The organism is Nonomuraea sp. NPDC004354 (assembly GCF_053602555.1).
This window is the reverse complement of the sequence record NZ_JBSGDV010000016.1, coordinates 114,992-129,001: the sequence shown is the minus strand read 5'-3', so window position 1 is coordinate 129,001 and position 14,010 is coordinate 114,992. Positions and strand designations below refer to the sequence as shown.

12 protein-coding genes are annotated in these 14,010 nt (G+C 70.5%); 5 read left to right on the top strand and 7 right to left on the bottom strand.

Annotated elements, in window-relative coordinates:
- The first annotated feature begins 94 nt into the window (after positions 1-94).
- A complete protein-coding gene (locus ACWENQ_RS34025; protein ID WP_449925570.1) occupies positions 95-1,591 on the top strand; it encodes a peptide MFS transporter in 1,497 nt (498 codons plus the stop codon).
- A 5-nt stretch (positions 1,592-1,596) separates the two neighbouring features.
- Complete coding sequence (locus ACWENQ_RS34020) at positions 1,597-2,211, top strand: trimeric intracellular cation channel family protein (protein ID WP_354907059.1); 615 nt, start codon at positions 1,597-1,599, stop codon at positions 2,209-2,211.
- Here ACWENQ_RS34020 and yczR read toward each other — a convergent pair.
- Positions 2,195-3,628 (bottom strand): MocR-like transcription factor YczR, encoded by a 1,434-nt coding sequence (gene yczR / locus ACWENQ_RS34015; protein WP_449925573.1) that lies wholly within the window; start codon positions 3,626-3,628, stop codon positions 2,195-2,197. The two genes, ACWENQ_RS34020 and yczR, sit on opposite strands and share 17 nt — an antisense overlap.
- A 64-nt stretch (positions 3,629-3,692) precedes the next feature.
- On the opposite strand from yczR, the gene yczE reads away from it, so the two are divergent.
- Positions 3,693-4,298: a membrane protein YczE gene (gene yczE / locus ACWENQ_RS34010; RefSeq protein ID WP_452417876.1), complete on the top strand. Its 606-nt coding sequence runs from the start codon at positions 3,693-3,695 to the stop codon at positions 4,296-4,298.
- Positions 4,299-4,375: 77 nt separating this feature from the next.
- Positions 4,376-6,130, top strand: a complete 1,755-nt coding sequence (locus ACWENQ_RS34005; protein ID WP_449925578.1) for a glycoside hydrolase family 15 protein — start codon at positions 4,376-4,378, stop codon at positions 6,128-6,130.
- 104 nt (positions 6,131-6,234) lie between these two features.
- On the opposite strand, the gene ACWENQ_RS34000 is transcribed toward ACWENQ_RS34005, so the two are convergent.
- Together ACWENQ_RS34000 and ACWENQ_RS33995 are read right to left on the bottom strand one after the other, a co-directional pair.
- On the bottom strand, positions 6,235-7,104 hold the full coding sequence (locus ACWENQ_RS34000; RefSeq protein WP_449925580.1) for a hypothetical protein: 870 nt from the start codon (positions 7,102-7,104) through the stop codon (positions 6,235-6,237).
- A 43-nt stretch (positions 7,105-7,147) separates the two neighbouring features.
- Positions 7,148-8,116: a S66 peptidase family protein gene (locus tag ACWENQ_RS33995; protein WP_449925583.1), complete on the bottom strand. Its 969-nt coding sequence runs from the start codon at positions 8,114-8,116 to the stop codon at positions 7,148-7,150.
- Positions 8,117-8,146: 30 nt separating this feature from the next.
- Between ACWENQ_RS33995 and ACWENQ_RS33990 the strand changes: the two genes are divergently transcribed.
- Complete coding sequence (locus tag ACWENQ_RS33990) at positions 8,147-9,025, top strand: sulfotransferase family protein (RefSeq protein ID WP_452417874.1); 879 nt, start codon at positions 8,147-8,149, stop codon at positions 9,023-9,025.
- Between the two features lie 100 nt (positions 9,026-9,125).
- Here the strand turns inward: ACWENQ_RS33990 and ACWENQ_RS33985 are convergent, their stop codons facing one another.
- From ACWENQ_RS33985 to ACWENQ_RS33970, 4 genes are all read right to left on the bottom strand, one after another.
- Positions 9,126-11,012, bottom strand: a complete 1,887-nt coding sequence (locus ACWENQ_RS33985; RefSeq protein WP_452417872.1) for an ABC transporter ATP-binding protein — start codon at positions 11,010-11,012, stop codon at positions 9,126-9,128.
- Between the two features lie 40 nt (positions 11,013-11,052).
- Complete coding sequence (locus ACWENQ_RS33980; RefSeq protein ID WP_354907067.1) at positions 11,053-11,862, bottom strand: enoyl-CoA hydratase/isomerase family protein; 810 nt, start codon at positions 11,860-11,862, stop codon at positions 11,053-11,055.
- A gap of 179 nt (positions 11,863-12,041) precedes the next feature.
- Complete coding sequence (locus ACWENQ_RS33975) at positions 12,042-12,257, bottom strand: helix-turn-helix domain-containing protein (protein WP_020547488.1); 216 nt, start codon at positions 12,255-12,257, stop codon at positions 12,042-12,044.
- 113 nt (positions 12,258-12,370) lie between these two features.
- Positions 12,371-13,969: an ABC-F family ATP-binding cassette domain-containing protein gene (locus ACWENQ_RS33970; RefSeq protein WP_354907068.1), complete on the bottom strand. Its 1,599-nt coding sequence runs from the start codon at positions 13,967-13,969 to the stop codon at positions 12,371-12,373.
- Positions 13,970-14,010 lie beyond the last annotated feature (41 nt).

Below are 14,010 nucleotides of genomic sequence, written 5' to 3'. Positions count from 1 at the left end.
CGGCGTTACCCACCGACAAGACCTGGGCAGGGGACAAGAACGCGTCATCACCACCAGTTGTCGATCACATGCGCCGCGTCATCGGGGGGACGGGATGAGGACGGCAGACAAGACCTTTTTCGGACATCCGTGGGGCTTGGCCACGCTGTTCGGCACCGAGATGTGGGAGCGCTTCAGCTTCTACGGCATGCGCGCCATCCTGGCCGCCTTCCTCATGGCCCCGCCCATCCGCAACGGCCTCGGCCTGCCCGAGGCCACGGCGTTCGCGATCCTCGGCGTCTACCAGGGCATGGTGTACCTGACCGCGCTGCCCGGTGGCTGGGTGGCCGACCGGGTGCTCGGCGCGCGCAGGGCCGTGCTGCTGGGCGGCGTCATCATCATGTGCGGCCACATCAGCATGGCCCTGCCGGTGAAGGGCCCCTTCTTCGTCTATCTCGGCCTGCTGCTCATCGTCTCCGGCACCGGCCTGCTCAAGCCGAACGTCTCCGGCATGGTCGGCTACCTCTACCGGGAGGACGAGGACGCCCGCCGCGACTCGGGCTTCTCGCTGTTCTACATGGGCATCAACATCGGCGCGCTGGCGGGCATCAGCCTCACCCCCGTCCTGGCCGGCGACTCCCACTGGCACCTGGCCTTCGGCGCGGCCGCGGTCGGCATGGCCTTCGGCCTGACCTGGTACGTCCTGGGCAAGCGGAGCCTGCACGGCGCGGGCGAGCGGGTGCCGCAGCCGCTGACGCCGGCCGAGCGGCGGGTGGCCGTCAGGTGGGTGCTGGCCGCCGTCGCCGCGCTCGCCGTCATCGCCGCGCTGCTGAGCGCGGCGGGCCTGTTCACCGAGGACGGCATCACCTGGACGGTGACCGCGATCATCGCGTTGGTCACGATCTTCTACCTCAGCTACATCATCCACGGCGGCCACGGCATCACCCCGCTGGAGCGGCGCAGGTTCGGCGCCTACATCTGGCTGTTCTGCGCCGCCGTCATCTTCTGGATGATCTTCGACCTGGCCCCCGGGCCGGTGACCAACTTCGCCATGAAGAGCGTGGACCTGGAGTTCTTCGGGTTCACGATTCCCGCGGGCTGGACCCAGAACCTCAACTCGCTGTTCGTGATCGTCTTCTCACCGATCTTCGCGGCGCTCTGGCTGACCCGATGGGGAAGCAGGGTGAGCAGCCCGATGAAGTTCACCTTCGCCCTGTTCATGGCGGGCCTGAGCTTCGTGGTGCTCGCCTCGGCCGCCACCGTCGCCGCCACCGGGATCAAGGTCTCCATCCTGTGGCTGGTCGTCATGTACCTCATGCAGACGATCGGCGAGCTGACGCTAAGCCCGGTGGGCCTGTCGGTGTCCACCAAACTCGCCCCCCACCACTTCAAGGGCCAGATCCTCGGCGTGTGGTTCCTGGCGGCCGCGCTCGGCGACGCCATCGGCGGCCAGACCTACCGGCTGACCGCCTTCCTGACGCTCCCGCAGTACTACCTGGTGCTGGGCGGCATCGCCCTGGCCGCCGGCCTGTTCCTGCTGATGTTCGTGGGCAGGCTGAAGGCGTTGATGGGTGACGAGGACGTGGCACCGGGGCAGGCACTGACACACTGACCTTTGTGTCTGAACTGCTCGATCTCGCCGGAATCTTTGTCTTCGCCCTGTCCGGCGCGCTCATGGGCGTCCGCAAGCGCCTCGACGTCGTCGGCATGGCGGTGCTGGCGTCGATGACCGCACTGGGCGGCGGGATCATGCGCGACCTGATCCTCAACGTCCCGCCCGCCGCCTTCCAGAGTCTCGGGTACGTGCTGGTGCCCATCGCCGCGACCGTGATCGTCTTCTTCTGGCATCCGCAGGTCACCCGGATCATGCCGGTCCTGCTGGTGCTCGACGCGGCGGGCCTCGGCCTGTTCTGCGCCGTCGGCACGGAGAAGGCGCTGCTGTACGACCTGTCGCCGCTGCACGCGACCCTGCTCGGCGTCACCACCGCCGTCGGCGGGGGCGTGCTGCGCGACATGCTGGCCGGCGAGATCCCCACCCTGCTCTACGACCGCCAGCTGTACGCCGTGCCCGCGACGCTCGGCTCGGCCGTGATGGCCGCGCTGTTCGAGCTCGACCTGCACGGCTGGCCCGCCGTGCTGGCCTCCGCCGTGCTGGCCTTCGGGCTGCGGATGCTGGCCATGAAGTACGGCTGGCGGGCCCCGCTGGCCAGCGGCGTCAAACCATCCGAATGAGCGGGTCCCTCGGACGGGCGCCGACCGGTCCCCTGGCCCTGGCCGTCGCCAGCCTGGCGACCGCCTCGGTGATCACCTGCGGCGGCTGGGTGTACGGCAGGCGCAGGTAGCCCTCGAGGGTGCCGCTCACGCCGAACCACGGGCCGGGCGCGAGCCTGACCCCGTGGCAGGCGGCGCTCTCGGCCAGCGGGGTGGCGCCCTCGCCGGCCAGCCGTACCCACAGGGTGCCGCCGCCGCGCGGCACGGTGAAGCTCCACTCGGGCAGGTGCTCGCGCAGCGCGGTGACCAGCGCCGCGCGGGAGGCGCCGAGCGAGCGGCGGCGCTCGGCGCGGGCCTCCTCGATGCGGTCGAACAGCCGGGCGACGATGAGCTGCTCGAGCACGGGGCTGGCGATGTCGACGGCCGCGCGGTGCACGGCCAGGCCGCGCGCCAGGGCCGCGCTGGCGCGGATCCAGCCGATGCGCAGCCCGCCCCACCACAGCTTGGACGCGGAGCCGATGGTGATCACCCTGCTGTCGGTGTCGAAGGCGGCCATCGGCGCGGCTCTCGGCACCTCGTCGACCGCCAGCTCCGCCCATGTCTCGTCGACCAGCAGTGTGGTGTCCATACGCCTGGCGTGGCCGACGACGGCGGCGCGGGTGGCGTCGTCCATGAGCGCGCCCGTCGGGTTGTGGAAGTCGGGCATGAGGTAGGCCAGCCGGGCCGCCGACTGCCGCATGGCGCCGGCCAGCAGGTCCACCTGCCAGCCCTCGGCCGAGACGCCGACGGGCACGATGCGGGCCGACCTGTGGCGGGCGGCGTCGATGGCGTGCGGGTAGGTGGGCGACTCGACCACGACCGGGTCGCCGGCACCGACCAGCAGGCTCATGACGAGCTGGAGGGCGTGCTGGGAGCCGGTCGTCACCAGGATCTGCTCGGGGCGGGTGGCCAGGCCGCGGGCGGTGTAATGGGCGGCGATGCGCTCACGCAGCTCGGGCAGGCCCATCGGGTCGTAGCCGGTGCCCATGCCGTACCTGGGCAGATCCTGGACGGCCTCGGCGACGGCCTCCGGCAGCAGCGTGGTGGCGGCGGGGGCGGCGCAGTGCAGCTGGAGCAGGCCGTCGTCGTCCACCGACAGCCAGGGGTTGTCGGCGCACACCGAGGGGTCGGGCAGCGCCGTCCAGCTGCCCGCGCCCTGGCGGCTGTCGAGGTAGCCCTGCTCGCGCAGCAGGTCGTAGGCGGCGGTCACGGTGGTACGGCTGACGCCGAGCTCCTGGGCCAGGTGCCGTTCGGCGGGCATCCGCATCCGCACCGGCACCCTGCCGTCCCGCACCAGGGCGCGCACCTCCTGGGCCAGCGCCCGGTAGTACGGCCGGGCCGACCGGTCGGCGTCGAGGAGGCGTCCGAGCTGATGGGCGGACAGGTGGCGATCCGACATAAGGCCACTTTCGCCGATTGGCCCTTTTGGCGCAAGCCATTGGCCTTGGAGGATAGCGGCCATTATGAGCGAGATATCCGTACCGTCCCTTGGCTCTCTTCCGTCCCGCCTGGTCCGCCTCTACGGCGGCCTGGCCCTGTACGGCATCGGCATCGGCCTGCAGGTCGAGTCGAACCTCGGCAACGACCCCTGGGACGTCTTCCACGAGGGCCTGGCGATCAGGACCGGCATGACCATCGGCACCTGGATCATCGCGGTCGGCGCGCTGGTCATGCTGCTGTGGATCCCGCTGCGGCAGAAGCCCGGCATCGGCACGATCAGCAACATCGTCTTCCTGGGCCTGTTCGCCGACGCGGCGATGTTCGTGCTGCCGGCACCCGGCCACTGGGCCCTGGCGTGGACCTACCTGCTGGTGGCGATCGTGGCCGTCGCGCTGGCGACCGTCCTGTACATCGGCGCGGGGATGGGCCCGGGGCCGCGCGACGGGATCATGACCGGCCTGATCAGGCTCGGCCTGTCGGTCCGGCTGTCCCGCTTCCTCATCGAGATCACCGTCGTGGCCGTCGGCTGGCTGCTCGGCGGGACCGTCGGCATCGGCACGCTGCTCTTCGCCGTGGCGATCGGCCCGATCACGCAGTTGTTCACCCGGCGCTTCCCGCTGCCGTCCTGAGCGCGAAGCGGGCCGACACCACGAAATCCACCTGTCCGCCCATGCCTGGCGGTCAAGGTCGCTGTACCGTCGGGTTCATGCGGATCGAGGACTACGCCCTCATCGGAGACATGCAGTCGGCGGCGCTGGTGGCTCGCGACGGGTCGATCGACTGGCTCTGCCTGCCCAGGTTCGACTCGCCGGCCTGCTTCGCGGCGCTGCTCGGCAAGGAGAGCAACGGGCACTGGTGGCTCGGACCCACCGGCCGGCCGGCGGCCGACCGGCGCCGCTACCGGGGCGAGACCCTGATCCTGGAATCGGAGTACGACACCCCCACCGGCACCGTCAGGGTGATCGACTTCATGCCGCCCCGCGACCGCAACCCCGACGTGGTGCGCATCGTCGAGGGTGTGTCCGGCACGGTGGAGATGTCCACCCAGATCAGGATCCGCTTCGACTACGGGAGGATCGTCCCATGGGTGCGCCGCAGCGACGGCCACCTGCAGGCGATCGGCGGCCCCGACTCCATCTGGCTGCACTCCCCCGTCCCGCTCAAGGGCGGCGACTACGCCCACCGCGCCACCTTCCACGTCAAGGAAGGCGAGCGGCACGCCTTCGTCTTCACCTGGCACCCCTCCCACCAGCCGATGCCGCGGCTGATCTCGGCCGACGAGCACCTCACGCAGACCGAGGAGCTGTGGGCCGAGTGGGTGAGCCAGTGCACCTACAAGGGCCCGTGGCGCGACGCCGTGATCCGCTCGCTCATCACCCTCAAGGCGCTGACCTACGACCCCACCGGCGGCATCGTCGCCGCCCCCACCACCTCGCTGCCCGAGGACCTGGGCGGCGTGCGCAACTGGGACTACCGCTACTGCTGGCTGCGCGACGCCACCATGACGCTCGACGCGCTCATCGGCTCCGGGTACCTCGACGAGGCGGCCTCCTGGCGGGCCTGGCTGCTGCGGGCCATCGCGGGCAGGCCGCAGGACCTGCAGATCATGTACGGCGTGGCGGGCGAGCGCCGCCTGCCCGAGATGGAGCTCGGCTGGCTCGACGGCTACGAGGACTCCCGCCCGGTGCGCATCGGCAACGGCGCGGTCAACCAGCTGCAGCTCGACGTCTACGGCGAGGTGCTCAACTGCCTCTACCACTCGCGCACCTCAGGCCTGGCCCCCAGCGACAGGGCGTGGTCCATCCAGCGGGAGCTGCTCGACTACGTCGAGGAGCACTGGGACGAGCCCGACGAGGGCCTGTGGGAGGTGCGCGGCCCGCGCCGGCACTTCACGCACTCCAAGGTGATGTGCTGGGTGGCGATGGACCGGGCGATCAAGCAGGTGGAGAACTTCGGCCGCACCGGCCCCGTCGAGCGGTGGCGCGAGGTGCGACAGCGCATCCACGACGAGATCTGCTCCAAGGGTTACGACCCGGTCCGCAACACCTTCACCCAGTCCTACGGCTCCGTCGAGGTCGACGCGTCGCTGCTGCTGATCCCGGTCGTCGGCTTCCTGCCGGTCGACGACCCCAGGGTGAGCGGCACGGTGAGCGCGATCGAGCGGGAACTGCTGACGGACGGGTTCGTGCTGCGCTACCCGGTCGCCGCCGACAACGACATCGACGGCCTGCCGGGCGGCGAGGGCGCGTTCCTGGCGTGCAGCTTCTGGCTGGTGGAGGTCATGGCCATGCAGGGCCGTACCGAGGAGGCGCGCGAGCTGTTCGAACGGCTGCTGACCCTGCGCAACGACGTGGGGCTGCTGGCCGAGGAGTACGACCCGCGCTACGGCCGCCTGGTCGGCAACTTCCCCCAGGCCTTCTCCCACGTGCCCCTCGTCCACGCGGCCCGCGCCCTGTCATAGAGCCCGGTCGTGGGGTCGTCCCGGGCCTGCCCTGGGGGCCGTCCCGGGCTTGCCTGGGGCCGTTCTGAGGCCCGTTCTGGGCGCTGCCGGGCGCGCTCCCCCGGTCAGGCGGCCAGGCGGGCCAGCACCCTGGCGAACTCGGGTGGCGGGGCCACGACGAGCCGGGTCTGGCCGTCCTGCAGGACGATGTCGGCGCGGATCAGCGTCAGCATGCCGGCGTGCCACCAGTAGACCTGCTGGCTCAGCCCCCCGGCGCGCTCGGCGTGCAGGCGCAGCCGCTCGATGGCGCGCACGACGCCGATGCCGTCGACCGGGTAGAGCAGCAGCGTGGCGGGGTCGGGCAGGATGACCAGCACCCCGTCCTCCGGCACGGCGACGTACTGCTCGAGCCAGCGCAGGTGCGCGGCCGCGGCCACGGTACGGCCCGACAGCCGCCAGGCCTGCAGCCCGGCGAGGTCGAGATGCGAGAGCGTCAGCCGCTCGTCCTGCCGGACGTTGCCCAGCGCCAGGTCGAGCGCCTGGCCCGACGGGATGGGCCAGCATCCGGCCTCCTCGGGACGCACGAAGCGGGTCCCGACGGTCAGCAGCTCGACCAGGTCGCCGTTGAGCGAGCGGCCAACCACCCTGGTGAGGTCCTCGACCGCGTCGACCGACTCGACCCTGGTGCGCAGCAGCGGCCTGACCTGGTCGAGGTCGCACACGTCGAGCAGGTCGTCGGCGGCGGCCACCGCGTTGGTCAGGTGCTCGGAGACCAGCACGGGCCAGTCCTCGCGGGAGCGGCGGCCCGCCTCGCGGCGCAGGCCCGCCAGCCGTACCAGGATCTCCCTGCCGCCGCCGAGGGTGAGCGAGCCGCCGTCAGGGGCGAACGTGCAGGTGTAGCCGAGGGAGTCGGCGACGAGCGCGAGGAGGGAGTCGAGATCGATGTCCTCGACGGATCTCCGGGAGGGCTCCCGGTCGCGCCTGAAGAACTTCACGCGTCCCCGACCTCCGGAATCGTCGCTTTTCTCCCTATGCGTCTTACACTGCCTGCTCCATGCCACCATGCAGACCAGTAAGGGAGCACGATTCGGTATCGATAACACCAAGCGCTCCGAGCCACACAGACCTCTGTGGTGTGCCGTGCCCCACGGTCAACCCCGCGATGATCGGCACGCCCAGCGGCCCGAGCCGTTCGGCCAGCACCGGGTAGGGGTCGCCGCACTCTACCCAGGAGCCGAGCGCGATCCCGCGCACGCCGTCGAAGGCGCCGGCCTGCAGCAGCTGGGTGAGCATCCGGTCGATCCGGTACGGCTGCTCGCCGACGTCCTCCAGCAGCACCAGCCTGCCCGCGAAGGACGGCTGGTAGCGGGTGCCGCACAGCGAGGCCAGCAGCGCCAGGTTCCCGCCCGCGAGCACGCCCTGGGCGCGGCCCTCGCGCAGGACCCTGTCGCCCGTGACGGGCGGCGGGGTCGTGGCGAAGAGCGCGGCCCGCAGGTGGTCCCACGTCACCGGCTCCGGCTCGGCCTCGAAGGAGAGCGGACGGCAGGCGGGCATCGGACCGTGGAGCGTGGGCAGGCCGAGCTCGACGCCGAAGACGTGGTGCAGGGCGGTGATGTCGCTGGAGCCGAGCAGGATCTTGGGGCCCGCGGCGCGCATCTCCCGCCAGTCGAGCAGGTCGAGGATCCTGGCCGCGCCGTACCCTCCGCGCGAGCAGAACACCGCCGAGACGGCCGGGTCGCACCAGGCGGCCTGCAGGTCGGCGGCGCGGTCGGCGTCGGTGCCTGCCAGGTAGCCCTCGCGGTCGAGCACGTGCCGGCCCAGGACGACCTTCAGCCCCAGCCCTTCCAGCAGCTTCACCCCCCGCTGCAGCAGCGTCGCGTTCGGCGGCCCTGACGGCGAGACGATGGCGACCGTGTCACCCGCGCCCAGGCGAAGCGGTCCTGATCCGGAGCCGGCGCCCGCTCCCGGGGTCGCCGTGGCCGATGTTGGCGTGGCCGGTTCGTTCACCCGGCAAACGGTGTCACACTTACCTGACGTATGCGACCTCCGCCCCACATTCTCGTGGTCAACGGCATCAAGGTCCGCAGGCCGGTCTTCCTGCTGGGAGCTCCTCATTCCGGCGCGGACCTGCTCGCGCGTGCCCTGAAGCGCTCCCCCGGCTTCCACATGACCATGGGCCGCCAGTCGGTGGCGCACGTGGTGCACGCCTTCGCCCGCCGCCCGTCCATCGGGCGCAGCTCGGGCGCGGTCAGGGTGCTGCGCGACTCCCTCGCCGAGTCGTGGCAGGTGCTGCCCGGCTCGTGCGGCCAGTGCGCGCTGCCGTGCCGGGAGGCGGGCGGCGTGACCGGCAGCGGTCCCTGCGTCGCCACCGCCACCGTGACACGCTTCGGCGACGCGAGCCCCGACCTGCTCTACAGCGCCGAGGTCCTGCTGCGGGCCTTCCCCGACGCCCGCTTCGTGCAGCTGATCCGCGACGGCCGCGACGTCGCCTGCGACATGGCCGCCGACCCCGACTGCCTGGCCTGGTTCAAGCCGCCGATGATGGCCGACGACACCGAGTTCCCCAACACCTTCCTCGGGATCAACCGCGACGAGCACCGCGACCGGTGGAAGACCATGCCGACGGCGGGCAAGTGCGCCCTCCGCTGGCGCAGCGCGGTGCGGCTCAGCGCCGCCCTGCGCCGGCAGCTGCCGGCCGAGCAGCTGCTCACCGTCCGCTACGAGGACCTGGTCCACTCCACCGGCGAGAGCGTCGCGTCGCTGTCGGGCTTCCTGGAGACGAGGGTGTCGAAGGTCGCGCTGTACGGCACGCGCATCCCGGAGGTGGGTGGGTGGCGCACCCGGCTGCGTCCCGACGACCGCGAGCTGGTGGAGAAGGTCGCCCGCGAGGAGCTGACCAGGCTCGGCTACCTGTAGGGGCCGGGCTCGGCTGGCTGTAGGGGCCGGGCTCGGCTGGCTGTAGGGGCCGGCTCGGCGCGGTGCGGGCGGCTCGACCGGTGGTCGCGGGGCGCGGGGTTCAGGACCGCTCGCGCGCCTCGGCGGCGAACTGGGTGCGGTAGAGCTCGGCGTAGGCGCCGCCGCGGGCCAGCAGCTCCTCGTGCCTGCCGCGCTCGGCGATCGTGCCGTCCTGGACGACGAGGATCTCGTCGGCCTCGCGGATCGTCGACAGCCGGTGCGCGATGACCAGCGAGGTGCGCCCCGCCAGCGCCGTCTTCAGCGCCCGCTGCACCGCCGCCTCCGACTCGGAGTCGAGGTGGGCGGTGGCCTCGTCGAGCACGACCACGCTGGGCGCCTTCAGCAGCAGCCGGGCCAGGGCGAGCCGCTGCTTCTCCCCTCCCGACAGCCGGTAGCCGCGGTCGCCGACCACGGTGTCGAGCCGGTCGGGCAGGCCCTCGACCAGGTCGGCGATCTGCGCGGCGCGCAGCGCCTCCCAGATCTCCTCGTCGTCGGCGCCGGGCTTGGCGTAGCGCAGGTTGGCGCCGATGGTGTCGTGGAACAGGTGGGCGTCCTGCATGACGACGCCCACGGTGTCGCGGATGGAGGCGAGAGTGGCGTCACGCACGTCCAGCCCGTTGAGCCGGACCGCACCCTCACCGACGTCGTACAGGCGCGAGACCAGCGAGGTGATGGTGGTCTTGCCCGCCCCTGACGGCCCGACGAGCGCCACCAGCCGCCCCGGCCGGGCGGCGAACGAGACGCCCTTGAGGACGGGATGCGCGGGGCTCGTGTCCTGCCTGGCCACCGACTCCAGGGAGGCCAGCGAGACCTCCTCGGCGGCGGGGTAGCGGAAGTGCACGTCGTCGAACTCGATCGTCACCGGGCCGGCCGGCACCGGACGCGCTTCCTCCTTCTCGGCGACCATGGGCCGCAGGTCGAGCACCTCGAAGACGCGGTCGAAGCTGACCAGCGCGGTCATCACGTCGACGTGGACGTTCGACAGCGAGGTCAGCGGGCCGTACAGGCGCATCAGCAGCGCCGTGAGGGCGACCAGGGTGCCGAGCTCGAAGTAGTCGCCCACGGCCAGGACCCCGCCGATGCCGTAGACCAGGGCCGTGGCCAGGGCGGCGACCAGGCCGAGCGCGACCCTGAAGACGGTGCCGTACATGCCCACGGTGACGCCCACGTCGCGGACCCGGGCGGCGCGCCTGCCGAAGGTGTCGGCCTCCTCCTCCGGCCTGCCGTACAGCTTGGCGACCATGGCGCCGGCCACGTTGAAGCGCTCGGTCATCACCGAGCTCATCTCGGCGTCGAGCTGCATCTGCTCGCGCGTGAGCGCGGACATGCGCCGCCCCACCCACTTGGCGGGGAAAATAAAGATCGGCAGCAGGACCAGGGCGACCAGCGTGACCTGCCACGAGAGCACGAACATCGCGCCCAGCACGAGGACCAGGCTGATGACGTTGGAGACGACCGACGACAGCGTGCTGGTCAGCGCGCGCTGCGCGCCGATGACGTCGGTGTTGAGCCTGGAGACCAGCGCGCCCGTCTGGGCGCGCATGAAGAAGGCCACCGGCATGCGCTGGACGTGGTCGAAGACCTCGGTGCGCAGGTTGTAGATGAGGCCCTCGCCGATGCGGGCGGAGAACCACCGCTGGGCCAGCGTCAGCCCGGCGTCCAGCGCGGCCAGCGCCGCGATCGCGACGGCGAGCCAGACGACGACGTCCGGCCGCTTGGGCAGGATGCCGTCGTCGATGATGGCCTTCATCAGCAGCGGGTTGGCGACCACGATGACCGCGCCGGCGACCACCAGCACCAGGAAGGCGGTGATCAGACCGCCGAAAGGCCGGGCATGGCCGGCTATCCGCCTGACCGTGCCAGGCCGGAGCCGCTGCTTCATGACCGACTCGTCACGGCGCAGCGATCGCATCGTCTGGGGCGCGAAGCCCCCACCCATCATCGTCATCGGCAATCTCAGCACCCGCTGGGCGGCACCGATTCCCTGATCAGCTCCCGGCGAACAGTGTCCTGATCCTGACCTGCTGCTCGGCCCGCTCGGCCGCCGCCTGCTCCTCCAGGGTGCGCCCCGCCGCGCCCTGGAGCAGCCGCTTGGTGGCCGTGGCCGCGTCGCGGTTGGTCGAAAGCAGCTCGGCCGCCTTGTCCTGTACGGCCTGCGCCAGCCCTTCCCTGCTGACGACCCGTTCGGCCAGCCCGATCCTGAACGCCTCCTCGGCGCCCACGACCCTGGCCGTGAGACAGATGTCGATCGCCTTGGCCGTGCCGACCAGATCGACAAGGGGCTTGGTCCCCGTCAGGTCGGGCACGAGCCCGAGCGCGGGTTCCTTCATGCAGAACTTGACGTCTTCGGCCACGATCCGCAGGTCACAGGCGAGCGCCAGCTGGAATCCGGCGCCGATGGCGTGACCGTGAACCGCGGCGATGGAGACGATCTCCGGACGGCGCAGCCACAGGAAACCCTGCTGGGCCTGTTCGATCCGCTGCTCGAAAGACTTCTCGTCGAGTTGTGCCGTCGAGCTGAACGAGCCCTGTCCTGGCACCCCCTCGGGTGTGAACATCCGCAGGTCGATCCCTGCTGAGAAGGACGGTCCCTCACCTTGGACCACGACGATTCGAACCTGCTCGGGCAGGTCGTCACCGATCCGAGCCAGAGCCGACCAGGTAGCGAACGTCTGTGCGTTCCGCTTGTCCGGCCGATCCAGCGTGATCGTCGCGATCTCACCGTCCACCTCGTAGCGCAGACCGGCCTCCTCGAAGGAGACGTCCGCCGCACTCCCCCCAAGCGTCGCTTCCGCCATCGCTCACTCCCGCGTGGTCACGGGTAGCGTCCCGACCTGTGACGGTCGGGTCCGCTCCCTCGCTGGTCCGTCGCGCCCGAGCCTACCGATTCCCTAGAATGAGGTTCTAGTAGGGCCCGGGCGGGACGGCACGCTGACTGGGAGACGAGCGGCTGCGGTCGCGCGTATCCGAGGCGGCCTCAGCGCTTGGACTTGCCTCGGGTGGCCCCGCCGCGTCCGCGCAGAGTCACACCGGACTCGCTGAGGATGCGGTGGATGAACCCGTATGACCGGCCGGTCGAAGCGGCCAGGGCGCGGATGCTCTCACCCGCGGCGTAGCGCTTCTTCAGATCGCCGGCCAGTTTCTCACGGTCGGCCCCGGTGACCCGGGTGCCTTTCTTCAGAGTCTCGGCCACGAGTACCTCCTGTAGTGCCAGACTTCCGCAGCGTTACTCCGCCATGATCAGTCATTTCAGCGGGATCGGCTACCTACTCCAGGGGAAAAGATCCCTACCCGCTCAAATTAAGATCAGGCAAGTGCCACAAGATCGGAAAATTCAGCGCTCCAAGCGTCTTCAGTTCCGTCAGGTAGCAAGATCACCCTATCGGGTTGCAGCGCCTCAACAGCACCCTCGTCGTGCGTAACCAGGACGATCGCCCCAGAATAGGACCTAAGTGCCGAAAGTACCTGCTCTCTGCTGACGGGGTCGAGGTTGTTCGTGGGCTCGTCGAGAAGGAGGACGTTGGCGCTCGAGAGCACCAGGATGGCCAGGGCGAGACGGGTCTTCTCGCCGCCCGACAGCACGCCGGCCGGCTTGTCGACGTCGTCGCCGGTGAACAGGAACGAGCCGAGCACCTTGCGCAACTCGGTGTCGGTGAACGTGCCGCCCGCCGACTGCATGTTCTCCAGCAGCGTGCGATCGCCGTCGAGGGTCTCGTGCTCCTGGGCGTAGTAGCCGACCTTGAGGCCGTGACCCGGCTTGACCTCGCCGGTGTCGGGCTTCTCGATGCCGCCGAGCAGCCGTAGCAGCGTGGTCTTGCCGGCGCCGTTCAGGCCGAGGATGACGACCCTGCTGCCCCGGTCGACGGCCATGCTGACATCGGTGAAGATCTCCAGCGAGCCGTACGACTTGGACAGGTCCTCGGCCGTCAGCGGCGTCTTGCCGCAGGGCAGCGGGTCAGGGAAGCGCAGCTTGGCGACCTTGTCGCTCTTGCGCACCTCCTCGGTGCCCGACAGCAGCCGGTTGGCGCGGCGCATCATGTCCTGGGCGGCCTTGGCCTTGGTGGCCTTGGCGCGCATCTTGTCGGCCTGCGACAGCAGGGCGTTGGCCTGCTTCTCGGCGTTGGCACGCTCGCGCTTGCGACGCTTCTCGTCGGTCTCGCGCTGGGCGAGATAGGCCGTCCAGCCGACGTTGTAGATGTCGATCACGCTGCGGTTGGCGTCGAGGTGGAGGACCTTGTTGACCGTCGCTTCAAGTAGACCAACGTCGTGGCTGATGATCACCAAGCCTCCCTGATGGGAGCGCAAAAAATCCCGAAGCCACCCAATTGAGTCGGCATCTAGGTGGTTTGTCGGTTCGTCCAGAAGGAGAGTTTCTGCACCGCTGAAGAGAATTCGGGAGAGTTCGACCCTTCTGCGCTGGCCGCCGGACAGGGTTTCCAGCGGCTGCTTGAGCACCCGGTCGGGCAGCCCGAGGCTGGAGGCGATGGAGGCCGCCTCCGACTCGGCCGCGTAGCCGCCGAGGACGTGCATCTGGTCCTCGAGCCTGCCGTAGCGCTTGACCGCCCGGTCGCGCACCTTCGGGTCGTCGCTGGTCATGCCTTCCTCGGCGGCGCGCAGCTTGCGCAGCACCTCGTCGAGGCCGCGGGCCGACAGGATGCGGTCGCGGGCCAGCACCTGGAGGTCGCCCGCGCGGGGGTCCTGGGGGAGGTAGCCGATGCTGCCGGAGGCGGTGACCGTGCCCGCGGCGGGGACGCCCTCACCCGCGAGCACCTTGGTCAGGGTGGTCTTGCCCGCACCGTTGCGGCCGACGAGACCGATCTTGTCACCGGGGTTGACGCGGAACGTCGCGTTCTCGATGAGCAGGCGCGCTCCCGCGCGCAGCTCGATATCACTGGCGATGATCATGGTTAGGAGGACACTCCCGGGCTAGGAAAGTCGGTCAGGCG

Excerpts from the sequence above, each read along its gene's own strand:
- ACWENQ_RS34025 (WP_449925570.1), top strand. The coding sequence starts at position 95 with ATGAGGACGGCAGACAAGACCTTTTTCGGACATCCGTGGGGCTTGGCC.
- yczR (WP_449925573.1), bottom strand. The coding sequence starts at position 3,628 with ATGTCGGATCGCCACCTGTCCGCCCATCAGCTCGGACGCCTCCTCGAC.
- yczE (WP_452417876.1), top strand. The coding sequence starts at position 3,693 with ATGAGCGAGATATCCGTACCGTCCCTTGGCTCTCTTCCGTCCCGCCTG.
- ACWENQ_RS34005 (WP_449925578.1), top strand. The coding sequence starts at position 4,376 with ATGCGGATCGAGGACTACGCCCTCATCGGAGACATGCAGTCGGCGGCG.
- ACWENQ_RS33990 (WP_452417874.1), top strand. The coding sequence starts at position 8,147 with ATGCGACCTCCGCCCCACATTCTCGTGGTCAACGGCATCAAGGTCCGC.
- ACWENQ_RS33985 (WP_452417872.1), bottom strand. The coding sequence starts at position 11,012 with ATGACGATGATGGGTGGGGGCTTCGCGCCCCAGACGATGCGATCGCTG.
- ACWENQ_RS33980 (WP_354907067.1), bottom strand. The coding sequence starts at position 11,862 with ATGGCGGAAGCGACGCTTGGGGGGAGTGCGGCGGACGTCTCCTTCGAG.
- ACWENQ_RS33970 (WP_354907068.1), bottom strand. The coding sequence starts at position 13,969 with ATGATCATCGCCAGTGATATCGAGCTGCGCGCGGGAGCGCGCCTGCTC.